At 66.5% G+C, this 22,908-nt stretch carries 23 protein-coding genes; 10 read left to right on the top strand and 13 right to left on the bottom strand.

Annotated elements, in window-relative coordinates:
- Positions 1-117: 117 nt before the first annotated feature.
- The gene (locus PanNE5_RS00995) at positions 118-579 is read right to left on the bottom strand and encodes an Lrp/AsnC family transcriptional regulator (protein WP_026132166.1); all 462 of its coding nucleotides are present in this window, start codon (positions 577-579) and stop codon (positions 118-120) included.
- 117 nt (positions 580-696) lie between these two features.
- Between PanNE5_RS00995 and PanNE5_RS01000 the strand changes: the two genes are divergently transcribed.
- Positions 697-960: a DUF6356 family protein gene (locus tag PanNE5_RS01000; protein ID WP_017235056.1), complete on the top strand. Its 264-nt coding sequence runs from the start codon at positions 697-699 to the stop codon at positions 958-960.
- A 47-nt stretch (positions 961-1,007) separates the two neighbouring features.
- On the opposite strand, the gene bamE is transcribed toward PanNE5_RS01000, so the two are convergent.
- The 3 genes from bamE to PanNE5_RS01015 form a co-directional block, all read right to left on the bottom strand.
- Complete coding sequence (bamE, locus tag PanNE5_RS01005; RefSeq protein ID WP_017235055.1) at positions 1,008-1,544, bottom strand: outer membrane protein assembly factor BamE; 537 nt, start codon at positions 1,542-1,544, stop codon at positions 1,008-1,010.
- A 134-nt stretch (positions 1,545-1,678) separates the two neighbouring features.
- Positions 1,679-5,815 carry a translocation/assembly module TamB domain-containing protein gene (locus PanNE5_RS01010; protein ID WP_261939020.1) on the bottom strand — a complete coding sequence of 1,379 codons (4,137 nt, stop codon included), beginning with the start codon at positions 5,813-5,815 and terminating at the stop codon, positions 1,679-1,681.
- Entirely contained in the window at positions 5,815-7,545 is a 1,731-nt protein-coding gene (locus PanNE5_RS01015; protein WP_261939021.1) for an autotransporter assembly complex protein TamA, read from the bottom strand. Before PanNE5_RS01015 ends, PanNE5_RS01010 begins: the two co-directional genes overlap by 1 nt.
- 354 nt (positions 7,546-7,899) lie before the next feature.
- Here PanNE5_RS01015 and PanNE5_RS01020 point away from each other — a divergent pair, with 354 nt between their 5' ends.
- The 4 genes from PanNE5_RS01020 to panD all read left to right on the top strand — a co-directional run bounded on the left by PanNE5_RS01020 (position 7,900) and on the right by panD (position 10,703).
- Complete coding sequence (locus PanNE5_RS01020; protein WP_017235051.1) at positions 7,900-8,082, top strand: DUF3460 family protein; 183 nt, start codon at positions 7,900-7,902, stop codon at positions 8,080-8,082.
- A 222-nt stretch (positions 8,083-8,304) separates the two neighbouring features.
- Positions 8,305-9,132, top strand: coding sequence for a segregation and condensation protein A (locus PanNE5_RS01025; RefSeq protein ID WP_051060282.1), 828 nt, complete (start codon positions 8,305-8,307; stop codon positions 9,130-9,132).
- Between the two features lie 184 nt (positions 9,133-9,316).
- The gene (gene panC, locus PanNE5_RS01030) at positions 9,317-10,153 is read left to right on the top strand and encodes a pantoate--beta-alanine ligase (RefSeq protein ID WP_017235049.1); all 837 of its coding nucleotides are present in this window, start codon (positions 9,317-9,319) and stop codon (positions 10,151-10,153) included.
- Between the two features lie 127 nt (positions 10,154-10,280).
- The gene (gene panD, locus PanNE5_RS01035; protein WP_017235048.1) at positions 10,281-10,703 is read left to right on the top strand and encodes an aspartate 1-decarboxylase; all 423 of its coding nucleotides are present in this window, start codon (positions 10,281-10,283) and stop codon (positions 10,701-10,703) included.
- A 101-nt stretch (positions 10,704-10,804) separates the two neighbouring features.
- Here the strand turns inward: panD and PanNE5_RS01040 are convergent, their stop codons facing one another.
- Positions 10,805-11,428, bottom strand: a complete 624-nt coding sequence (locus tag PanNE5_RS01040; protein ID WP_017235047.1) for a ParA family protein — start codon at positions 11,426-11,428, stop codon at positions 10,805-10,807.
- Between the two features lie 60 nt (positions 11,429-11,488).
- Positions 11,489-13,045 carry a cobyric acid synthase gene (locus PanNE5_RS01045; protein ID WP_261939022.1) on the bottom strand — a complete coding sequence of 519 codons (1,557 nt, stop codon included), beginning with the start codon at positions 13,043-13,045 and terminating at the stop codon, positions 11,489-11,491.
- Positions 13,046-13,085: 40 nt separating this feature from the next.
- Here PanNE5_RS01045 and cobU point away from each other — a divergent pair, with 40 nt between their 5' ends.
- The 4 genes from cobU (at position 13,086) to PanNE5_RS01065 (ending at position 16,121) form a co-directional block, all read left to right on the top strand.
- Complete coding sequence (gene cobU, locus PanNE5_RS01050) at positions 13,086-13,637, top strand: bifunctional adenosylcobinamide kinase/adenosylcobinamide-phosphate guanylyltransferase (protein WP_017235045.1); 552 nt, start codon at positions 13,086-13,088, stop codon at positions 13,635-13,637.
- Positions 13,638-13,643: 6 nt separating this feature from the next.
- Complete coding sequence (gene cbiB / locus PanNE5_RS01055) at positions 13,644-14,624, top strand: adenosylcobinamide-phosphate synthase CbiB (protein ID WP_261939023.1); 981 nt, start codon at positions 13,644-13,646, stop codon at positions 14,622-14,624.
- The gene (gene cobD / locus PanNE5_RS01060) at positions 14,621-15,679 is read left to right on the top strand and encodes a threonine-phosphate decarboxylase CobD (protein WP_261939024.1); all 1,059 of its coding nucleotides are present in this window, start codon (positions 14,621-14,623) and stop codon (positions 15,677-15,679) included. The genes cbiB and cobD overlap by 4 nt, the downstream gene beginning before the upstream one ends.
- A gap of 223 nt (positions 15,680-15,902) precedes the next feature.
- Positions 15,903-16,121, top strand: a complete 219-nt coding sequence (locus tag PanNE5_RS01065; RefSeq protein WP_017235042.1) for a hypothetical protein — start codon at positions 15,903-15,905, stop codon at positions 16,119-16,121.
- Between the two features lie 259 nt (positions 16,122-16,380).
- Here the strand turns inward: PanNE5_RS01065 and PanNE5_RS01070 are convergent, their stop codons facing one another.
- Positions 16,381-16,545 carry a hypothetical protein gene (locus PanNE5_RS01070; RefSeq protein WP_261939025.1) on the bottom strand — a complete coding sequence of 55 codons (165 nt, stop codon included), beginning with the start codon at positions 16,543-16,545 and terminating at the stop codon, positions 16,381-16,383.
- A gap of 248 nt (positions 16,546-16,793) precedes the next feature.
- Between PanNE5_RS01070 and PanNE5_RS01075 the strand changes: the two genes are divergently transcribed.
- On the top strand, positions 16,794-17,747 hold the full coding sequence (locus tag PanNE5_RS01075; protein WP_261939026.1) for a cobalamin-binding protein: 954 nt from the start codon (positions 16,794-16,796) through the stop codon (positions 17,745-17,747).
- 27 nt (positions 17,748-17,774) lie between these two features.
- On the opposite strand, the gene PanNE5_RS01080 is transcribed toward PanNE5_RS01075, so the two are convergent.
- The 6 genes from PanNE5_RS01080 to PanNE5_RS01105 form a co-directional block, all read right to left on the bottom strand.
- Complete coding sequence (locus PanNE5_RS01080; protein WP_017235039.1) at positions 17,775-18,365, bottom strand: histidine phosphatase family protein; 591 nt, start codon at positions 18,363-18,365, stop codon at positions 17,775-17,777.
- Positions 18,356-19,234, bottom strand: a complete 879-nt coding sequence (locus PanNE5_RS01085; RefSeq protein ID WP_261939027.1) for an adenosylcobinamide-GDP ribazoletransferase — start codon at positions 19,232-19,234, stop codon at positions 18,356-18,358. The genes PanNE5_RS01080 and PanNE5_RS01085 overlap by 10 nt, the downstream gene beginning before the upstream one ends.
- Positions 19,231-20,316 (bottom strand): nicotinate-nucleotide--dimethylbenzimidazole phosphoribosyltransferase, encoded by a 1,086-nt coding sequence (gene cobT / locus PanNE5_RS01090; protein ID WP_017235036.1) that lies wholly within the window; start codon positions 20,314-20,316, stop codon positions 19,231-19,233. Before cobT ends, PanNE5_RS01085 begins: the two co-directional genes overlap by 4 nt.
- Positions 20,317-20,347: 31 nt before the next feature.
- Positions 20,348-20,992 carry a cob(I)yrinic acid a,c-diamide adenosyltransferase gene (cobO, locus tag PanNE5_RS01095; protein ID WP_026132160.1) on the bottom strand — a complete coding sequence of 215 codons (645 nt, stop codon included), beginning with the start codon at positions 20,990-20,992 and terminating at the stop codon, positions 20,348-20,350.
- A 92-nt stretch (positions 20,993-21,084) separates the two neighbouring features.
- Positions 21,085-21,909: an ABC transporter ATP-binding protein gene (locus PanNE5_RS01100; RefSeq protein WP_017235034.1), complete on the bottom strand. Its 825-nt coding sequence runs from the start codon at positions 21,907-21,909 to the stop codon at positions 21,085-21,087.
- A complete protein-coding gene (locus PanNE5_RS01105) occupies positions 21,906-22,901 on the bottom strand; it encodes a FecCD family ABC transporter permease (RefSeq protein ID WP_261939028.1) in 996 nt (331 codons plus the stop codon). The genes PanNE5_RS01100 and PanNE5_RS01105 overlap by 4 nt, the downstream gene beginning before the upstream one ends.
- Between the last annotated feature and the right edge of the window lie 7 nt (positions 22,902-22,908).

Below are 22,908 nucleotides of genomic sequence, written 5' to 3' on the forward strand. Positions count from 1 at the left end.
TGCGCTTCCCACGAAAAACACCCCGAATGCCAGACATCTCGTCCGGCACTCGGGGTGTTTTTTTATGCTGGCGTCCCGCAACCCGGCGGCCGAGGGTAGCGATGAAACGCCGACAGGCTAACGCAAATGATCCACCGGCAACGCGGTGGTGAATTTCACCGTTTCCATCGAGAAACTCGCGCTGATGTCTTGCAGATCGGCCACGCGAATGAGCTTCTTATAGAAACGGTCGTAGGCAGCGATGTCCGGCAGATACACCTTGAGCAGATAGTCGATCTCGCCCGCCATCCGGTGCATCTCCACAATTTCAGGCAATTCCCGTGCCCCCGCCACGAAGCGGACCATCCAGTCCTCGCTGTGCGCTGCCGCCTTGATGAACACGAACGCGGTGACGCGCAGATCGAGCTGCTGAGGATCGCACAGCGTCACCTGCCCCGTGATGACGCCGTTTTCGCGCAGGCGCTGCACGCGCCGCCAGCAGGGCGTCGGCGACAGATGCACGGCTTCGGCCAGTTCGCCCAGCGAGCGCGAGGCATCGGCTTGCAGATTTTCGAGAATTGCGAGATCGGTTTTGTCCACGACAGCCACCTGAGAGGAAAATTCTTCCAAATCCTACGCCATTCGGCAGAAAATTTGAAACCCTTTACCTCTCATTGGCACGTAAACTTCAGAAACATTCCGAAAACAGGCGGCATCATGAAAATCTTCACTCAGCATCCGGCCTCTGTCGGTGAAAATTACCTCCAACACATGGGATCGGCACTGTCCTTCGCGCTGCCCTTGCTGGGAGCATGTCTGGCGTGTCTCGTGCACGCACTGCTGCCATTTCTGTTCGAGAAGACGGGCAGCCGAATCATCGTTCGCCTGCACGACCGCATGGTGACGCATCGCAACCGCCACGCCGCGCCCGCGACGCCGTCCGAGCAGGCCGAGGGCCAACCATCGCGGGCGATGCCATAAAGCCGAGTCGCCGCGGCCGAGCGACCGGCCGTCGCCTCGCCCCCGGGTCAGGGACGCTCCGACGCCGGATCCGCCGAGCGCGACGTGACCGTTACCCGGCCGTCGGGGCCGAAGTGCGCGTTGAACATGCCCGCCGTGTTGACGCCGTCCTCAAGCCAGCGCCAGCTCCACACCGTTTCCTTCTTCAGTCGGTACTCCGCCACGCTCGTCGGCTTGCCGAGCAGACGCCGCACGTCGTCCTGTGACATGCCCGGGCGTACCTGTTCGAAGTTCTCCGGCGAGAGCGCCTGGCTGACGCCACGCAGCTTCCCGTCGGGCGCGATGTCAACCATGTAGGTCCGCAAGCCGCCCGGCGCACGCGGATACTCCAGCCGCCGCGAGCCGTCGTCGTTCTCCCAGACGATTTCCGGCTTGCCCATCTGCTCGCGCACCTGGGCCTCGGTCGTGACGCCCGGGGTGAGGTTGCGCAACAGCATGTCATCCGGCTTGATCGCATTGACCGTATCGCGCGCTTTTTGACGCACCTTGTCGATCTGCTGCTGATCGCAGCCGAACAAGCCCAACAGACTCGCGAACAATCCCATGGCGACTCCCCAGCGAAGACCCCGGCGCAGCCCCTGCGCCGGGTGAACGAAACTGCGCAACGTTGTCATCGACAACACCTCCTTTTCCCGTATTTTTTCCACGCATTTGGCGCGCCGTGGCGTCCCCGCATCGATCAGTCGAAGCGACGGTTGAACAGCACGTCGAAGCCGGACAGCGAACCGGTGCGCAGCACCAATTGCCAGCGACGCGACACCTGCCAGGTAATCTTCACGATACTCGCGGCGCTGGTCAGACTTTGCTCGTATCCCAAGGCGAAGTTGTCCGAGATTGCCTTGCCCACCTTCACCACCTGCTCGTCGTCCGACAGGCCCGAATCGCTGGTGCCGATGCTGAACTCGTCGATCCCGAGATCCTTGATGATGCGTCTGCCGCCCGTGGCCCCGAGCAGCGCCGTAGCCGCCCCCGCCATCGCCTGACGCTGGCCGAGCCCCGCGCCATCGGGGCCGTGGCCGAACATCAGCCATGAGAGCTTCTCCTCGTCCGACACGTTCGGCTCGGAGACGAGCGACACACGCGGCTGGCGCACCGTGCCCGTCACCAGCACCCCGGCGGCGACTTCCTGATTGCGGCGCATCGCCTGAATGTAGATGTCCGGATTGTCGAGCGGGCCGACGAAGTTGATCTGACCGCGCTCGATCGCGAGCTTCCGGTCGAACGCCTCGTACGTGCCCTCCGCCACCGTGATGGTGCCGGTTGCGCGCATCGTCGTGAGCGGGTCACTCTGCAAGCGCACGCTGCCGCGCAACAGCAGGTCGGCCCCGGCACCGACGAAACGGAAGTCCCGCCCCAGATCCACGTCCACGTTGATGTGCGGCGAGAAGCGGCTGGCCGGCTTCGCGCTGATGCGGGCAGCCTCTTCCTTCGCATCGAGCGGCCGGGTGCGGGCCTGCGCGCCGCCGCGCACCACCACGACATCGTCGCCAAGCTTCGGCGCGCTGGTCGGCGGCAGCGCAAAACGGGCCCGGTCGATGGTGAACTTGCCAGTCACGGCCGTCGCGTCGCCACTGCCCATCGCCTTCGCCTCGCCGGTAAGGGATAACTGCCGGTCCGGCGCGGCGAACAATTGCAGCTTGTCGGCCGTGAGCGTAACGCCAAGCGTCGGCTCGGGCGTGTCGAGCCGGATGTTGCCCGTCGCCCGCGCCGTGCCCCCGCCACCGCCCGTCACGACCACGTCGCGCAGCACGATCTCGGTCGGGGTGAGCGCAATGCGCACCCGCCCGTTCTTGACGCGCACGCCCGTGTCGAACATCTGCATCGACAGATCGTCGGCGGTCAGCTCGCCGGTGGGACGTGGCTTGCCTACCGTGCCCGCGAGCGTCACTTGCAGGTTCGCACGCCCCTTGAAGGCAAATTGCGCCCCGGCCAGACGCTCGAAATTCGAGAGATCGGGAATGGCAATGGCGAGGCGTCCGGCGAGCGGCGCGGTGTCCTGCACCTCGGGAATGCCGCCCTGCACATGCAGGCCCGCCTGTATGTCGGCGTCCAACGTGCCGACCAGCGACGAGACGGCCTTTAGCGTGACGTGCGCTGTCTGCCCCGCCAGGTCGACGCGCGCGCGCAGCGCCGAGATCCCGAGCGGCACGCGCGCCCCCACGCCGCCCTTCTCCGCCGTCAGGCCGGGAACGCCTGTCACCGTCACGTTCACGCTCTCGTTCAACCCGCCGCGGCGCAACGTGACGTCACCACTGCGCCGCACGACTTCGACAAAGCCGTCGGCACGCTGACCGGTGTGCACGTCCCATTTGCCGTCGAGCACGAGGTCGCTGGCGACCGACGGCGACTCGCCCGTGAACGCGTGCATGACGCGCAGCACCTGCGCGACGTCGAGCGTGTCGAGGGTGCCCGCCGTCTTCAGTTGCCCATCGCCGTAGTCGAGGTTTGCCAGCAACGCCGTCCCTGCATCCGTCACGAGTTTGGCCGCGCCAAGATGTACGCGATCGGCACTCACCTGGACCTGCCACGGGGACGCAAGGGTGAGCTTCGGCACGCCCCGGTTCTCGAGCGTCTGGATCGTGCCGCGCCAGCCTGGCTTGCCGCGCGTATCGGTCACGGCGCCGGCGGCATCGAGATTCATGTCGAGCGGCGCTTCGCGAAGCTTGCCGGCCGCCTTCAGATGCAATGTGTGTGCGCCGCGTGTGCCCGCCAGCGCGAGCGAGAGCCGGTCGAGCCGCGCGATGTCGCTGGTCAGGCCCTGGCCCTCGAGCGTCACGTTCAGCCGGTCGCCCGCCGCGCCCGGCAGGCCGCCGCTGACGTCCACCTTCCCGCTCAGATGCTGGAGCTTTTGCGCCCCGAAGACAAGCTTGTCGGCCGCGAGCGTCGCGACCACGACCGGACGCTCGATCGTGCCCGACACCAGCCCGTCCACTTGCAGGCGACCGGCAAGGCCGAAGCCCAGCTTGTCGAGCGACGGCGCGTCGACCTTCACCGCCATCTTGTCGCCCGCGGTGCCGAAGCTGCCGCGCAGTTGCACCTGATTGCCTGCCACGAGCAGGTTGGCGTCACTGGGCAGCAGGCGCGTGCCCGCCAGCCTCACCGTGCCCGACCCGCTCATCGGCAAGTCGGCGTAGACGCTGTCCTGCAATGCAAACTTGAGCGCCAGTCCGAACGCCGGACGCAGCGCCCCCTGCGCATCGACCTGCCCCGTGACGCTCGCCGCCGGTGGCTTGGCACCCCGTTTTTGCGGGCCGTAAAGGTCGTACCAGTCGGCGGGATCGAAGCGCGTGAGCTTGATCTGGGTCCGATAGGCGCCCGCGTCGTCGTTTTCGAGAACGCCGGTGGCCGCAACCTTGCGATCGCCGGCCTCCAGCGAGAGCGCGTTGACGGTGGTGCCCTTAGCATCGAGACCGATGTCGGCCAGCACACGTCGGGCCGCGTCGCGCCAATCGAGGACGATATGTTGACCGGTGGCGTCGAGCTTGATGTCGAGCGGCCCGCCGAGCGTCGTCGCAGGCAGCTTGCGGTACAACGCGCGCAGATCGAGATCGCGCATCGTCAAAGCGAAGCCGCCGACGGTCGCCTCGGCATCCGGCGACGTCGGCGGCGCCGCCTTTGCGGCGCTGGCCCCCTTCGCCCCCTTTGCCGCCGACGCGACAGGCGCCGTTGTCGCCGCCACCGACACGCCCCCCCTCTCCCGACGCAGCTCGCCACTGCCGGTGAGCCGGCCACCGCCCACAAGCTTCAGCTCGATATCGGTCAGCGCCTGATGCGTCGCATCGAGCAGCACCTGCGTGCGCAGGCTTTCGACCGGCAGCCCGCCGGCATCGATGGCCCCTGGCTTGGCGTTCGTCACGGACACCGGCCCCAGCACGCGGAATGTTTTGGCCCCCGGCGCCGGTCGCAAATCGGCCTGCACCGCGAGATCTGCCTGCGGCGCCGTGGGATCGAAGTCGCGCGGATTGAGGTGATCGAGCGACACCTGCGCGCGCGAGAGCGGCACGGCGCTGAACGGCGACGCGGCAATGTGCGCCGTACCGTTCAGCGTCTTTCCGGTCGCCGTCAAGTCGACGACGAGCGCGTCGAGCGAGCCGGACAGGTCGGCCTGCAGGGCGACCGGAATATCGCCCGCCTTCGCTTGCAAGCCGACGTTGCCGCCCAGCGCGAACGGACGCCGGCCGTTCAACTGCACATTCGCCCGCACGTCGCCGTAGGGCGTGCCGAGATGTTCGACCTGAATCGTGTGTTGCGTGCCGTCGCTGCGCGCGGCGACGCGAACATCTTCCAGCACCAGCGCAGGCGAATGCAGTGTGAGCTTCGCCACACGCACGTCGTTCAGCGTGAGGCCTAGCGGCAGACGCAGGCTCGACGGCATCGTCGCGGGCGTGCTCGACGGTGGCGACGGCGCAAACGCCATCTCCACATCCCCCACCTGCAACTTGTCGACGGTGAAATGCAGCGGGCGCAAGCGCAAGTCCCAACGGCTTTCGAGTCGGCTCACGGTGATGCGCGTTGCACCGTCGAGATAGCGCAGGTCGTTCACGGTGAAGCCGTGCGCGAGGCTTCCGCTGCGCCATTCCCCCGAGAGTTTGCCGCCGAGCGTCGACACGGCTGTCTGCCACAGCCAGCGGCTGCCGCGTTCGCTCGACATCGCCCAGAGCAGCGCGCCAATGACCAACACGACAATGAGCAGGACGGCGAGTACGACGCCCGCCAGCGCTCGCCCCCATCGCCGGCGATGCGCAGGCGGTGATGGGGGCGTTGGAGGCGGCTCGGATGGACGCGGCGGCAGTGAGGTATCGAGCGGCATCGTCATCAGAAAGCCACCCCTAACGAGATGGCCGGACGGAACTGCTTGTTGCGCACGCCGTAGCCCAGATCGAGGTTCACCGGCCCGACCGGGCTGCGCCAGCGCACACCGACCCCCACGCCGTGATACAGCGGCGTGGGATGGCGATAGTCGTCGGTAGCCGTGCCGACGTCCCAGAACACGGCCCCGCCCCAGTCACGCGTGACCCAGCGCTGATATTCGAGACTTGCCGTGCCAAGGTACTTCGTGGGGAACGTGGTGCCGTTCTGCTGACGGCCAATGCTCTGATACGTGTACCCGCGAATCGACGACGTGCCACCCGCGAAGAACAGCAGCGACGACGGAATCCGGTTGCTGTTGCCATTGGTGAGCACGGCGCCAAGCTCCAGGCGCGCGATCACGATGTCACGTTGGCCCACGGGAAAGTACTGACGGATACGGCCATAGAGACGCCCAAAACTCTGATCGGTGAGGACCGGCTTCGCCGCGACGCCGATCTGCGTGTTCACAATGTTGCCCTTGCGCGGAAAGATCAAATCGTCGACATCGCGACGGTTCCACGAAAACGCCGCCACGAGCGCCTTGTTGAGGAAAGGCTGGCCGCCGTCGGGACGTTCGTCCGCGCGGTAAAAGTCGAGCGTATAGGCCCAGTCGTAGCGATCGCGCGAGCGGGCGCGCTTGATGCCGATCTGGGTCGAGCGTTGATCGAGACCATTCAGATAAGTGCGCTCGAACGATCCGCGAAGGCTGTTGGTGTACGCGCTGGTGTCGGGCGGCATGGCGATTTCGGCGTACCCGCCCTGTCGATACTGCTCCAGACGCGCCTGCGTGTTGAACGTCCACGCGCGGCCAAACAGGTTGTAGTACGAATAACGCCCGTTGACGCTCGCGCCGGTATCGGTCGTATAGCCGACCCCGCTTCGCACGCGCTGCGTGGGGAATTCGCGCACCTTGACTTCGACCGGTGCGTTTTCGGCACGCGCCGGGTCCTCCGTGACCGAGATGATGACGTTCGAGAAGTATGGCGTGGCCTGAATCTGACGCTGCAGTTCCCGCAAGCGCTCGGCGTCGAACGGCTCGCCCTCGGACAGCGGATTGACATTGCGGATGATCTGCGCCGGATAGCGCCGCGTACCGGAGATGATGAGCGGACCGAGGGTGAAGGGCGGACCGCTCTCGTACGTCGCGACGAGCGAGGCGGCGTCGTTATCGGCATCGACCACGGCGCGCGCGAAGGCCATTTTCGCCGCGTGATAGCGCTTCTGCCCCAGTTGGAACAGGGTGTCGTCCTTGGCCTTGTCCCAGTCAGCCTGACGGAACGGCGCATCCACCGGCAACGCCCAGGCATTGCGCAACTGCGCGACACGCTGTGGATCTTGCTCGATCACCGGGCCGGTGAACGTGAGATCGACGTTCTTGATATGCGTGCGCGGGCCGGAAGCCACTGCGACGTGAACGTCGCGCTTGCCGTTGATGGTGGCCACGTCCACACGCGTGACGGGCGAGAAATAACCTTCCGTCGACGTGAGTTCCTGCACCTGCTCGCCCACGGTCGCGATCAGATGTTCGAACTGGGCCTCGCCAATGTCGTCGCGCGCGGCGTAGCGCACGAGATCGAGGTTGTCCGTCAGGAGCTTGGCCAGACCGTTGGGGGCGTCGACACGAACGCGATAGTCGGCTTGCGCCGCACCGGTCGTTCCCAGGCCCAATATCAAGCCGGCCAGCGTGATCAGCATGGCCGGTAGCGTGCGCAAAGGGGGCACGACTGGGCGACGGCAAACGTCGAAACCGGGTGGGATCTGCGAGACGGTCAAAACCTTCCTTGGCGTGTTGAATGTTGCGGCCGGTCGTGCGGCATGCGGTCAATGGCGCTCAATCGCACCCTGGGTGCAAGCATGGCACAGCATTGGCGCGTGCGATGCGCATGTAAGGCGTATATGAGACGTATTTGACCATAACCCTTCCCCCCGTTCACCCGCTTGGCCCAAAACAGCCAAAACGGTGGGCCAGGGACGGGTTTGCGGTAGAATCTGCGTCGATTGGCGCCGCCCCGATGGCGCCGCTGCCGCCTATTTTTCGAGCAATCGACCATGTACGAATCCGACATCACCCAATTCATCAAGCAACTGAAGACCGAGAAGCCGACGCTGGAAGCCGAACAACGTCAAGGTCGCGCCCTGCTGTGGGACAAGCAGCCGATCGATTTGGATGAGCGCCGCCAGGCCCAGCAGTCGCGCGTGGCCCAGCAGCCCTACGTCTATCAGGGCGAGTAAGTCGCCGCTGCCCGGCCGAGTCCCGTCTTGAATCCGAGTCCGCCCGACGATCCGTCGCACACGCCCGAGCCGATCCCCGACGTCGCGCCGGCGTCGGCGCACGTCGATGCGACGGCGTCAGAGGCATCGTACACACCGGAGATCTCGGACCAACCGGAAGCCCCGGACGCGCCGGGGCCAGCATCGCCCCAGCCGCGCCCGGCCGGCAGCGCGACGACGGAGCTGCCCGCGCCGCACAGCGGACAGGACTCCACGCCCGACACGGTTGACGGCGTGGCGCGTGCGCGCCTGTATGGCGAGCCGCTCTTCGCCCTGCCGAACGATCTGTATATCCCGCCGGACGCGCTCGAGATCTTCCTCGAAGCTTTCGAAGGCCCGCTCGACTTGCTGCTGTATCTGATCCGCAAGCAGAACTTCAACGTGCTCGACATCCCGATGGCGCAGGTCACGAAGCAGTACCTGCTCTACGTCGACCAGATCCGCCGGACCAATCTCGAGCTCGCGTCCGAGTATCTGCTCATGGCCGCGATGCTCATCGAGATCAAGTCGCGCATGCTGCTGCCGGTCAAGAAGGCCGACACCGGTGAAGACGCCGAGGACCCGCGCGCGGAACTCGTGCGCAGGCTGCTCGAGTATGAACAGATGAAGCTCGCCGCGCAGAAGCTTGACACGCTGCCGGTGCTCGGCCGCGACTTTCTGCGCTCGCAGGTCTATATCGAGCAAAGCCTGCAGCCGCGCTTCCCCGATGTCGACGCCGAGGACCTGCGCGCCGCGTGGGCCGAAGTGCTGCGCCGGGCCAAGCTCGTGCAGCATCACAAGATCTCGCGTGAAGAGTTGTCCGTGCGCGAGCACATGAGCCAGATTCTGCGACGCTTGCAAGGCGCACGCTTCATGGAGTTCACCGAACTGTTCGACGTCACGCGCGGCGTGCCGGTCGTGGTGGTCAACTTCATCGCCATGCTCGAACTCTCGCGCGAGTCGTTGCTGGAGATCACCCAGGCCGAGCCGTTTGCGCCGATCTATGTCCGCCTGACCTACTCGCCCAACTGAGCGCCCAACGAAGCGCCCAGGAAAACTCGGGGCGGCGCGAGTCCGCCATGCCAGCGCGGTTTTGCGCACGCCCATTGAGATTTCCTCTACAATCGCCCGGACGTTTTGGCGGCCACGCCCTTGCCAGACAAGGCACGCGCCACGCCTGGACGTAACACACACGTACGCCACGCACGGAACCTCAATGAAAGTCATCCCTTCGATTCATGAACTGCGCGACCAACTGCGCGGACAGAATCGCGTCGCCTTCGTGCCCACGATGGGCAATCTGCATGACGGGCATCTGTCGCTCATGCGGCTGGCGCGCCAGCACGGCGACCCGGTCGTTGCCAGCATCTTCGTGAACCGCCTGCAATTCGGACCGAACGAAGACTTCGACAAGTATCCCCGCACCATGGCGGACGACGTCGAGAAGCTCACGCGCGAGAACGTCTACGTGCTGTTCTCGCCGGACGAAAGGGAGATGTATCCGGAGCCGCAGGAATACCGCGTCGAGCCGCCGCACGATCTGGGCGACATTCTCGAAGGCGAGTTCCGCCCGGGCTTCTTCAAGGGCGTGTGTACGGTCGTCACCAAGCTCTTCTCGTGCGTGCAGCCGCGCGTGGCCGTGTTCGGCAAGAAAGATTACCAGCAACTGATGATCGTGCGCAGCATGTGTCGTCAGTTCGCGCTGCCCATCGAAATCATCGCCGCCGAGACCGTGCGTGCCGACGACGGCCTGGCGCTGTCCTCGCGCAACCGCTACCTGTCGGACGCCGAGCGAGCGGAAGCGCCGCAGCTCTATCGTCTGCTGGGCCAGGTCCGCGACGACGTCAACGGGGGCAAAACCGACTATGCGGCGCTCGAAGCCGCAGCCATGCAAACGCTGACCGAGCGCGGCTGGAAGCCGGATTACGTGGCGATTCGCCAACGCGCCAACCTGCGCGTGCCGGCCCCTGGCGCCGCACCGGCCGAGAGCCTGGTGGTGCTTGCGGCCGCCAAGCTCGGCGCGACACGACTGATCGACAATCTCGAAATCTGAGCGCCGGGCACGCCGCATACGGTCGAACGACCGTTGCCGTGTGCTCCCGACGCAAGCCGCGCGTGCCGGTTGCACGCGCATCTTTCGTCGCGCCGCTCGCGCGACACCGTAATACTAGAGGCAAGCCATGTACCGCACCATGCTCAAGTCGAAGATCCACCGCGCCACCGTGACGCATTGCGAATTGCATTACGAAGGCTCGTGTGCGATCGACGAGAATCTGCTCGAAGCCTCGGGCCTTGTCGAAAATGAGCAAATCGACATCTTCAACGTCAACAACGGCGAACGCTTCACGACCTATGCCATTCGCGGCGAGCGCGGTAGCGGCATGATCTCGCTCAATGGCGCCGCGGCCCGCCGCGCGCAACTGGGCGACGTCGTCATCATCGTGTCGTACGCACAGGTCGAGGAAAAGGAAGTACTGGCCGGGTTCAAGCCCAAGCTGGTGTTCGTCGACGAGAAGAACGTGCAGAAGGGCGAACGCGATCACGTGCCGCTGCAAGCGTGGGAAGAGACACGCGCCTTCGAGGCGGCGCAAGCGGCCAAGTAAGGCCGCGCGTCAACGCCTACGACAAGTGTCGAATGACCAAGGGGCCTGCGGGCCCCTTGGTCATTGTCGTCGCGCCGGCGCATTAACCGCCGCGCAGACGATCACTTCGCGACGAAGGCCGTAATGCCCTCCCACTGCGGCAGATCGCGCTCAACGCGTCCCGGCGCCACGTCCCACAGCGTGAGGCCGTGCGCGGCGAGCTGCACATAGTTCTGCGTGTTGCGCAGCATGCCGAGCACCGGCAAGCCGGCCTCCTCGCAGTAGCGCGAGAGCTGATCGGCCGCGCGAGTGCGGGCATCGACCCGCATGCCGACCACGCCGATACGCACATCGCCCTGACGCACCGCCCGCTCCTCGCCCAGCTTTTGCAGGAAATCGCGTGTGGCGAGAATATCGAAGATCGACGGCTGCAGCGGCACCAGCACGTAGTCGGCGAGTTTGAGGATCGACTCGAGCCGCTTGCCGTGCAAACCCGCGGGGGTGTCGAGCACCGCATGGGTCGTGCCCTTGGGTGGACGGGCGACATCGTTGTGATCGACATCCCAGGTGGCGATCGGACGCAGTCCAGGCGGGCGCAAGCCCAACCAGGCCCGCGACGACTGCTGCCGATCCGTGTCACCGAGCATCACCGCATGCCCCTGCGCGGCCAGATAGCCGGCCAGATTCGTCGCCAGCGTACTCTTGCCCACTCCCCCCTTCGGATTCGCCACCACAATCACCGGCATTGCAGACTCCCCTAGGTCGATTTGCCGTTCATCTTACAACGGCGGGATGGCGGCCTCGCGTCACTCCACCTTCGCTGTGCACTCATGCAGACATGCCCATACCCGCGATAGATCCAGATGCGCCGCCAGCGAATCCGCCAACCGGTCGAGCGACGCCTCGCGTAGCGCGTTGTAGTCCTGCGCTTCGACATCACCGGCACCGGCCCACGTGAGCACCGCTTGCAGGGACTGTGGCGTATCGAACAGGCCATGCAGGTAGGTGCCCATCACCTGATCGTCGGCCGAGCGGGCGCCGTCGGCGCGGGCGGCCGCTTCACCCGATTGCGCCGCGTGGCTCGCGTCGCCCGCCAACCAGACAGCCGGCCGCTCGAGCGCCGCCCCGTGCGTCACGCCCATGTGGATCTCATAGCCGCTCACGGGGGCATCGCCGACGCTCAGGTGTCCCGTCACGACGCGGAGCTGCTTTTGCGGCTGCATCGTGGTCTCGAGGTCGAGCCATCCGAGGCCGGCGGTCGTCCCCGCCTCGCCTTCCAGCCCGAGCGGATCGTGAATCGACGTCCCGAGCATCTGCAAGCCCCCGCAGATACCTAGCACCTTGCCGCCGTAGCGCAGATGCCGTGCGATGGCCGGCGCCCAACCCTGCCCCCGCAGCCATGCCAGATCGGCACGCACATGCTTGCTGCCGGGCAGAATCACGAGATCGCTGTCGGGCCACGACTCGCCCGCGCCGACATAGCGGAAATCGACCTGCGGGTGCGCCCGCAAGGCGTCGAAGTCGGTGTGATTGCTGATGCGTGGCAAAGCGGGTACCGCGACGCGCAGGCGCGTCTCGCTGCGCGCGGCCGAGTGGCGCTCGTCGGGCAGCATGTCTTCGCCATCCAGGTGCAGGCCGTGAAGATAGGGCAACACGCCCAGCACCGGGATGCCGGTGCGCGCCTCCAACCAATCGAGGCCACTGGTCAACAGCGACGGATCGCCTCGAAACCGGTTGATGACGAAACCCTTGATGCGTGCACGCTCGCTCTCGGACAGACACGCGAGCGTGCCGAGCAATTGCGCGAACACACCGCCCCGGTCGATATCGGCGACGAGCAACACTGGCGCGTCGACCGCCTCGGCGAAGCCCATGTTCGCGATGTCGCGCGCGCGCAGGTTCACCTCGGCCGGACTGCCGGCCCCTTCGACGAGCACCGCATCGTAGCCGGTGCGCAAGCGCTGGTAAGCGGCCAGCACGGCGGCCATCGCACGGGGCTTGTACTCGTGATACGCACGCGCATCGAGATCGGCCATGACCTTGCCGCCGATGATGACCTGCGCGCCGCGGTCGCTGCTCGGTTTGAGCAGCACGGGATTGAAGTCGGTGTGCGGCGCGATGCCGGCCGCCTGCGCCTGCAAGGCCTGCGCCCGACCGATCTCGCCGCCGTCGGCCGTCACGGCACTGTTGAGCGCCATGTTCTGCGGCTTGAACGGTGCCACGCGCACGCCTTCACGATGGAGCAAACGGCACAGACCGGCGACCAAAGTGCTCTTGCCGGCATCGGACGACGTGCCCTGAATCATCAGGGTGCCCCGATAGGCGCGTGCGGGCGCCGCCAAATTGACAGGGAATTCACTCATGACGCGAATTATCGCATCGGCCGCTCGTACAATATTGCCCATGAGTGCCCTCGACCTGACTTTCGTGCTGGGTGGCGCGCGCTCCGGCAAGAGTGCGTTCGCCGAACGTCTCGCCGGACAAAGCGGCCTGCCGGTCACCTACGTCGCTACCGCCGCGGTAAGCGACGAGCCCGAGATGCGCGCGCGCATCGCCCACCATCGCGCCAGCCGTCCGGCGCACTGGCGCACCGTGGAAGTCGGACGCGATCTCACGGGAACGCTGCGCGACGTCGCCCGTGACGGCCATTGCGTACTGGTCGACTGTCTGCCGCTGTGGCTGGCCGGTTGGCTCTGCCCGCCCGACGATCATCCCGACGGGCCCGCCAGCGATACGCAGTGGCACGGTGTCGTCGAATCGCTCGACCGGACGCTGGAATCGCTGCCCGGCAAGATCGTTGTCGTCAGCAACGAAATCGGACTCGGCGTGATTCCGATGGGCTCGCTGACGCGCCGCTACGTCGATGAGCTGGGCCGTCTGAACCAGCGTGTCGCGGCACGCGCCCCGCAAGTGCGTTTTGTCGTCGCCGGATTGCCGATGACCGTCAAAGGATAATCGCCAATGCTCACTGCCATCGCCCCCGAATCGCTCTGGCTCGCCGCCCTGATCGGCGTACTGCTCGACGCCTGGCTCGGCGAGCCGCGCCGGTGGCATCCGCTGGCCGGGTTCGGCTACATCGCCAACGGCGTCGAAGCCTGGCTCAACGCGCCCGGCATCCAGGACAAGCCGTTCAGCGCCATGGTGCGCGGCGCCTGGGCGTGGGCGATCATGCTGGTACTGCCCGTCGCGATCGCCTGGGCGCTGACGTTCCTGCCCGGTTGGGGCGGCATTGTCTGGCAGGCGCTCGCGTTGTACGCCGCCCTGGGGGCGCGCAGCCTGCGCGAGCATGTGATGCCCATCGCCCAGGCACTGCGCGACGGCGACTTGGCGCAAGCGCGCGCGCTCACCGCTCGCATCGTCTCGCGCGACACTGAAGACGCGAGTGCCTCCGATCTCGCGCGCGCAGCGGTGGAGTCAACGCTGGAGAACGGCAACGATGCCATCTTCGGCGCGCTGTTCTGGTTCGCCATCGCAGGTGCGCCCGGCGTCGTGCTGTTCCGACTCGCGAACACGCTCGACGCCATGTGGGGCTATCGCACCGACAAGTTTCTGTACTTCGGCCGGCCGGCGGCTCGCATCGACGACGCCCTCAACTGGATTCCCGCGCGGCTGACCGCTGCGAGCTACGCCATCTTCGGCGACGTCGCCCGGGCCATCGACTGCTGGCGCACGCAGGCGAGCGCCTGGTCCAGCCCGAACGCCGGGCCGGTGATGGCCGCTGGTGCCGGCAGTCTCGGTGTCCAATTGGGCGGCCCCGCCCGCTATCACGGCGAGTGGGAAGCACGTCCGGCGCTCGGTTGTGGCATGACGCCGTCGCCGTCGCACATCGAGGCCGCGTGGCGGCTCATCTCTCGCTCGATGTGGATGTGGCTGATCGTCGGCGGCGCGCTGGCGCTTTTCGCGGCCTCACAGGCCGATAGCGTGCCGACGGGAATGTTGTGAACGAGACGGCATTCCCCGCGTTGTACGCGTCACCAGCGCCTCGCCATGGCGGCAATCTCGGCGAAGCCATTGTGCGGTATCAACGGCCGCGCGAAGACTGGCTCGACCTGTCCACCGGCATCAATCCGAACGGCTATCCCGTGCCGCTGCCGCCCGCGAGCGTCTGGCGCGACTTGCCCGATGCCTTCGACGATCTGCGCGACGTGGCGGCGCAGTACTACGGCGCGCCTGTCCAGGCCGTGGTGCCGTGCGCCGGATCGCAGGCCGTCATTCGCGCGTTACCCGCGCTGCTGCCGCCGGGACGCGTCGCCGTCGCCTCGCTCACCTACAGCGAGTACGCGCCGGCCTTCGCCCAAGCCGGACACACCCTTGTGCCATGGCTGGGGCCCGAGGCCGGCTTGCCCGACGTCGACTACCTCGTGTGGGTCAATCCCGACAATCCGACGACACGGTGCGTTTCACGCCAGACCCTCTCCCGATGGCAAGGTTTGCTTGTTGAGCGCGGTGGCATGTTGATCGTCGACGAGGCTTTTGCCGACGTGTCGCCCCACGCGTCGATGACATGCCACGCGGGCGAGGATGGCCTCGTCCTGCTGCGCTCGGTCGGCAAGTTCTTCGGGTTGGCGGGCATTCGCGCGGGCTTTGCGCTTTGTCCGCAAGGGGTGGCGACGCGCTTGGCCGAGCGACTTGGCGCGTGGACGGTCAGCGGCCCGGCAAGGTTCGCGGTGCGAACCGCCCTGCGCGATACGGCCTGGCAAGCGGCGACGCGCGTGCGTTTGGAGAAGGACGGCGAGCGCCTGCTCGCGCTGTTGCGAGGGCGGGGCTGGCCCGCGCAAGGCACGCCCCTATTCGCGTGGACACCGCATGCGATGGCGCCGCGATGGCACGCCCAGTTGGCGGCGCAGGGCATCTGGACACGTCTCTTCGAGGCACGTCCGATCGCCGTGGCGAAAGGGGAAACGCGGACCTTGCCGAGTCTGCGGCTCGGCCTGCCGTCGACCGAGGGCGAATGGCAGCGATTGCAGTTGGCACTCGACGGCTCGCGCCCCGAATGACATTTTAGGGAACTGCGGAAGTGAGGGGCCGTCCAATTTCCTCGTAACGCGCCCGAAGGGTCGCCTCATTTGCGCTTACCTCGTATCAAACGACGTGAGACGCGAGCCCTTTTTCGTTACAAATTGAAGCATTTCTGCAACAAATGCATACAGTCATCGCCGAAGGGCGCCGTTAGACTGAAGGTTCTTTCGCAAGGGCTTTCCCCGATAAAAGGACGACCAAATGAAAAAACTGCCTCTGTTGCTCGCGACCCTCCTGACCGCCGCTGTCGTGACGGTCGGTTGCACCAAGAAGGAAGACCAAACGGCCGCGCCGGCCGCCGACACGTCGGCATCGGCACCGGCGGCAGACACGGCCGCACCGGCCAGCGATGCAGGCGCTGCCATGAGCGCGCCGGCGTCGGACGCAGGTGCTGCCGCCCCGGCCCCGGCGTCCAACTAAGGTCGCCAACCGGTTGGCCGGACACTGCCGCGCAAGCGGTTCTGTTACACGGTGCGCCATCCACCGGTCGCCGGAGTCTCGCTTCAGTAACGCTATAGTCAGGATGTAGTCACGCTTTAGTCACGCCCTGACAACGCGTTAGCGATCGCGCCCCCTGAACTCTCCGGAGTCCGGGGGGCGCGGTCGTTTTCACTTGAGGCGCGATCGCCAGCGTTTTGTCCCGCGAGGCTTCGCACCCTGCGTCTATCGACACGTCCCACTATTTGACCACCGTTACGCCACCGTCGATCACGCCGTAGGCTTGCACCTTGCTCGTGCCGTTCGCGGCGCTCGCACCACCATGTCCGTCCGGCGCCGCACACGCACCGAGCATCATCACCAGTGCGAGCGTCAACGCGCGCCTCATTCCGATATTTCGCTTCACGACTTCCACTCCCAGAATCCCCCGCACGGGCCGTAAGTATTGTCTGCCGATGTCCCGACGCGCTCCAGCCTATCGCGTCACGCATCGTTCGACCTCTCATGCATGACATCGGTTCGCGGGGATCAGCACGCCAGCCCCTTGTCGCGACGACACAACCCGCAGAGAATGGCGAGTCGGCCGGCGAGCCGGTGCGTTTTCGCGACGCTCCACCGTGCCAACCCACGTCCTTCAACCCCAAGCCCGCCCAGATGCCGCTCAATCTTCCGGCCATGCCCCTGCTTTGCCGTCTCCGCGGAATTCGCCGCTATGGAATTGCCCTGGCCGCTGCCTGGCTCGCCACGCTCAGTGCCCACGCCGCCATCTCCGTCAAAGATGACTCCGGTGCCACGGTCACCCTCCCGGCGCCGGCCCAACGCGTGGTGAGCCTCTCGCCGCACGCGACCGAGCTGCTGTTTGCGGCCGGCGCGGGCGACAAGGTGGTGGGCGTGGTCGCTTACTCAGACTACCCCGAGGCCGCGCGTCGCCTGCCGCGCGTTGGCGACAACAGCGCGCTTGATCTCGAACGCATTCTCTCGCTCAAACCCGACCTGCTCGTCGTGTGGATGCATGGCAACTCGCAGCGTCAGGTCGAAGCATTGAGACAGTTGAAAATACCGATCTTCTATTCCGAGCCGAAGCATCTGACGGATCTGCCCACGGCAATCGAGACGCTGGGCACGTTGACGGGAACACCTGCCAAAGCGCAAGCGTCGGCACAAGCGTTTCGCGCGCGCTACGAAGCGCTGCGCAAGCAGTACGCATCGCGCTCGCCTGTCGAGGTCTTCTATCAGGTGTGGACGCAACCGCTCATGACACTCAACGGCAACGCCATGGTGAGCGACGTGATCCGGCTGTGCGGCGGTGTGAACGTCTTCGCCGACGAAGCGCCGCTCGTGCCGCGCGTGTCCGTCGAAGCGGTACTGGCCAAACGACCGGAAGCGATGTTCACGGCGACGTCTGGCGCAACGGCGTCCGTCAAGCCGCTCGCCACGCTCGACGCCTGGCGCAAGTGGCCGCAGTTGCCTGCCGTGGCCCACAACAACCTGTTCGGCATCGACGGCGACCTCATCAGCCGGCCCGGCCCGCGCATTCTCGACGGCGCACGCGCGATGTGTGAAGACCTCGATATCGCTCGCGCACGTCGCCAACCTGCCGTGCAGTAATGCCGTCGCGGGGCGGCGCCCGGCCGCTCATGTGTTCCAGCGAATCAATCGCGCATGGCCGTCGTCGGCAACGTGAAGGTGACAGAGCGCGCCGAAGTCGAGCGCCCATGACAGGCATGCCGTGGTCGGCATGCGCAACGCCGTTGCGGTGTGCAGACGAATCGGTCCAGCGTGGGCGACGGCCACATGCACGTCGTTCGCGCCGGCACGCAACGCCCTCGCCCACGCGTGCATGCGCAACACGACGTCGCGCGCGGATTCACCGCCGGGAGGCGAGAATCCATGGATGTCGCGTGCCCACGCATCGAGATCGCGCCGGTCGAGGTTGTCCCACGGCCGCATTTCCCACGCGCCGAAGTCCATCTCCGCAAGACGCGCATCTTCTGTCACCGGCACGCCGAACGACGTCGCCAAGGCGTCGGCGGCGCGACGTGCGCGCAGCAAGGGACTGCTATGAATCGCCGTCGGCGTGCGGCCATCGAGTTGCGCCGCGAGTCCGGCCCGCATCGCGGCGACACACGCGTCGAAGCGCGCCGCATCGACCGGCAGGTCGGTCTGGCCGTAACAGACGGAAGACGCGACATCGGGCGGCGGATGCCGCATCAGGATCAGATCCATGCGCACACCGTGAGATACAGCGCGAGCTCGCCGAGTTGTTGGGCAAAGCCGAGCGTGTCGCCGGTGTAGCCGCCGAGACGGCGGCGCAGATACCGGATGAAGCCCGCGCGCAATGCGATCAGCACCACCGCGCCCGTCACGCCGGCGCGCCAGTCGGGCCACCCCCACCACGGCACGCTGCACGCCACGCCAAACAGCAGCTCGCGCAGGTGCAAACGTTGCGCGACCGGCTTGGCCTTGCCTTCCGGGCGCACGTAATCGAGCGAGCGCAACAGACTGATCGCCATACTGCGGCTGGCGGCGTGCGCGCCGATCAGCACGACGGCAAAGCCGCCCCACCCCGCCGCCGCCTGTATGTCGACGAGGGCCTGCCATTTGACGGCAAGCGCCAGCCACAACGCCACCGCGCCGTAGGTGCCGATACGCGAGTCGTGCATGATCTCCAGCACGCGCTCGCGCGTGAACGCGCCGCCGAACGCGTCGACCGAATCGGCCAACCCGTCCTCATGAAAAGCCCCGGTGAGCAGCACACTGATGCCCAACCCCAATGCGATCGCGAGGTGCGGCGACCACAACCGGCCCATCGCCACCGTCAACAACGCGACGAGCGCGCCGACGAACACGCCGACGAGCGGGAAATAACGCGTCGCGGCATTCAGTTGCTCGGGCGAATGACCGACCCATGGCGGAATCGGCACCCGGGTGAAAAACCCGAGCGCGGTCAGGAAAAGCCGCACCTGTCCCTTGATGCCCCCGAACGCCCCTGCGCAAGCCCCTTCGCGCGCCGGGCGATCCCGCGTTGCCAACGCGCTCGACGGCGCATCGGCATCGCCCGCGGGGCGCGAGGGATCGGGGGACGAGGGGGTCATTGGTCCGACGCCTCGCGCTCACTCACGCCCGCCCCTTCGAACGTTGCCATCTCGCGCAGAAACGCGGCGGCCGCCTGAATGAGCGGCATCGCGAGCGCAGCGCCCGTGCCCTCGCCGAGACGCAGGCCCAGTTGCAGTAACGGCGTCGCCGTGAGGATCTCGAGCATGGCACGATGGCCGGTTTCGTCCGACGCGTGCGCGAAGACGCAATAGTCGAGCACCGCTGGCGACACGCGCGCGGCGACCAACAGCGCCGATGTGCTGATGAAACCGTCCACCACGATGACGAGTCCCAACTTCGCGGCCGCGAGATATGCACCGGTCATCATTGCGATCTCGAAGCCGCCAAAGGTGGCGAGCGTCTCCAGCGGATCCGGCATCCCATTCCCCACGTGCGGATGCGCCGCCAGCGCACGCTCGAGTATGGCGGTCTTTCGCACGAGACCGGCGTCGTCGACACCGGTGCCGCGCCCGACACATGCCGCGAGCGGCAGGCCGGTCAGCCGCTGCATCAGACACGCCGCCGACGACGTGTTGCCGATGCCCATCTCGCCAAAGCCAATCATGCGCGTGCCGAGCGAGGCGTGCGCCACAACGCGCGCGGCCCCGCCGGCCAACGCCGTTTCGAGTTGCTCGCGGGTCATGGCGGGCGCTTCGAGGAAGTTCTGCGTGCCGCGCGCCACGGGAATGTCGACGAGCGATGCATGCGACGGAAAATCAGCCGCAACGCCCGCGTTGACGACCTCCAGCCCAATGCCGTGAGTGCGGCAGAACACATTGATGGCTGCACCGCCGCGCAGGAAGTTATGCACCATCTGCGCGGTGACGGCTTGTGGATATGGACTCACGCCCGCAGCGACGATGCCGTGATCGCCCGCGAACACCAGCATGGTCGGACGCGCGAGATCGGGCGTCGCGCTCTGCTGAATCCGGCCGACCTGGTGGGCCACGCGCTCGAGCGCGCCCAGACTGCCGGGCGGCTTCGTTTTGATGTCAATGGCGTGCCTGAGCGAGGCGTCCATCGCCGCGGCAGGCGCGGCGATATCGAAAAGCTCGGCGAGCGAGGGGCTGAAAGCATTCATACGGTGACGTCCTGAAACAATGAGGCAGTGGTTACATTTCCACGCCGGCCTGCGCACGGATGCCCTGGGCAAACGCATGCTTGACCGGCGTCATATCGGTCACGGTGTGCGCCACATCGATCAGCGCTTGCGGGGCGCCGCGTCCTGTGATCACCACGTGCTGCATCTCCGGTCGTGCCTGCAAATCGGCGATCACCGTGTCGACGTCGAGATAGCCGAGCTTGAGGGCAATGTTCAACTCGTCGAACAACACCAGACCGAACGACGGGTCGCGCAACATTCGGCGCGCTTGCTCCCAGGCCGCTTCGGCCTTCGCGATGTCGCGCGTGCGGTCCTGCGTCTCCCAGGTGTAGCCCTCGCCCATCACAAAAAACTCGCACTCCGAAGGAAAGCGGCGCAGGAAGGTCTCCTCACCCGTCGGGATCGCGCCCTTGATGAACTGCACGACGCCCGTCTTCATGCCGTGCCCCATCGCGCGCACGACCATGCCGAAGCCGGAGCTCGATTTGCCCTTGCCATTGCCGGTCGTGACGACGATCACGCCACAGTCGCGCTGGGCCTGCGCGATCTTGTCGTCGATCACCTCCTTCTTGCGCGCCATGCGCGTGCGATGGCGCGCGTTGCGCCCGTCGTCGGCTTCCGATTGGGATGGGGATTGCGGGGTTTCTTGTGTCATGAACAGCACCTGTCAAAAGCAGGCGTACGGCGCGAGACGGCCGCACGCGGATGAGAGTGTACGCCCGCCCGTCGGGGCATCATGCGCGCCATTTACAGGCGACGCACGGGCACGAGGGCCTCGTCGTCGCCATCGCGAATGAGGCGCAGCGGATACCCGAAGGCGTGGCTGCAATGCTCGGCGCAGAGCACGTCGTTCACCGGGCCGGCGCGCCATCCGCCACGGCCGTCGAGCAGCAGCGCGTGCGTGGCGAAACGTCGCGCCAGATTCAAATCGTGGCAAGAGAAGATGACGGCGGCATCAATGCCTTCGGCGTGGCGGGCGAGTCGCTCAAGCGCGTCGATCTGGTGATGAAGATCGAGATGCGAGACCGGTTCGTCGAGCAACAGCAACGGCGTGGCCTGCGCCAGCACGGCGGCCAGCGATACGCGCTGGCGCTCGCCCCCCGAGAGCGTGGTGACGTCGCGCGCGGCGAAGCGCTCCAGACCAACCTGCGCAAGGGCGGCCATGGCGGCGGCGATGTCGTCGTCCGACTCCCATGCCCCCCAGCGGCCTCGCGCCAGATAGGGATGACGGCCCGTCAGCACCACTTCGAGCGCGGTGGCGCCGAACGCGTCGCGCGTCTGTTGCGGCATCAGCGCGCGCACCTTGGCGAGCGACGCCGGTCGCCACTGCGCCAACGCCTTGCCGCCAAGCATCACGCGGCCACTGGCGCTGAGCGGGGCGCCGCGCGCCGGTGTCTCGTCCACCTGACGCAGTCCGGCGAGCGTGCCGAGCAATGTCGTCTTGCCCGCGCCGTTGGGGCCGGCCAGACACCAGCACTCGCCCGGCGCGATCACGAGATCGAGCTGGTCCACGAGCACCCGCTCTGCGGCGCGCAGCGTCAGCGCGTGTGTTTGCAGCAGCGGTGCGCTCATTGGATGGCCCGTCGGGAAAGCAGCCACAGGAAAACGGGCACGCCAATCATCGCCGTGATGACGCCAACGGGCAATTGCGTCGGCGCAATGACTGTGCGCGCCACAAGATCGGCGAACATCAGCAACGCCCCACCCCCGAGCGCGGCGGCCGGGAGCAGCATGCGCTGATCGTTGCCGAAGCGCAGACGCAGGATGTGCGGCACGACGAGACCGACGAAGCCGATGCTGCCCGCGGTGGTCACGGCCACGGCGGTTGCCAGCGACGCCGCCAGATAGATGCGGGCGCGCAGGGGGCCGACGGCCACGCCCACGCCATGCGCCACCGCTTCGCCGCGCAGCAGCACATTCAGGCGATGCGCGACCGGACACACGATGAGCAGCGTCGCCGCGAGCGCGATCAGCGGCAACCAGGCGCGGTCGACGCCGTTCAGATCGCCCGTGAGCCAGAACAGCATGCCGCGCAGGCTGGCGTCGGGTGCGAGGGTGAGAATGAGCGTGGCGAGCGCGCCAAAGCCGGCGGCCATCATCACGCCGGTCAACAACAATTGGGTACTGCTGTCGTGATCGTCATGGCGTAGAAAGCTTCGGCGAGACAGCGCCATCACGAGGGCAATGGCCGCAAGCGCGCCAGCGAAGGCGCTCGTCTGCACCCAGAAAAAAGGCAGCATGAGTGCCAGCGACGCCAGCGCGGCAACCCCCGCACCGCCGGAAATGCCCAGCACGTAAGGGTCAGCGAGCGGGTTGCGCAACAGCGTTTGCATCAACGTGCCCGCGACCGCGAGCAGGCCGCCACAGGCGAACGCGGCGAGTGCACGCGGCAGACGCAGACGCCAGACCACGTCGCCGGCAAGACCGGCGTCATGGCCGAGCAGCAACGTGCCGATTTCGCGCAGCGAGACCGGCACGCTCCCTAGCATGAGCGACGCCACGAGAACGGCCAGTGCCACACCGGCCAGTCCCGTCCAGATGGCGAGGGCGCGACGCAGCGTCATGCGACGT

Source organism: Pandoraea sp. NE5 (genome assembly GCF_024363545.1).
Classification (GTDB): domain Bacteria; phylum Pseudomonadota; class Gammaproteobacteria; order Burkholderiales; family Burkholderiaceae; genus Pandoraea; species Pandoraea cepalis.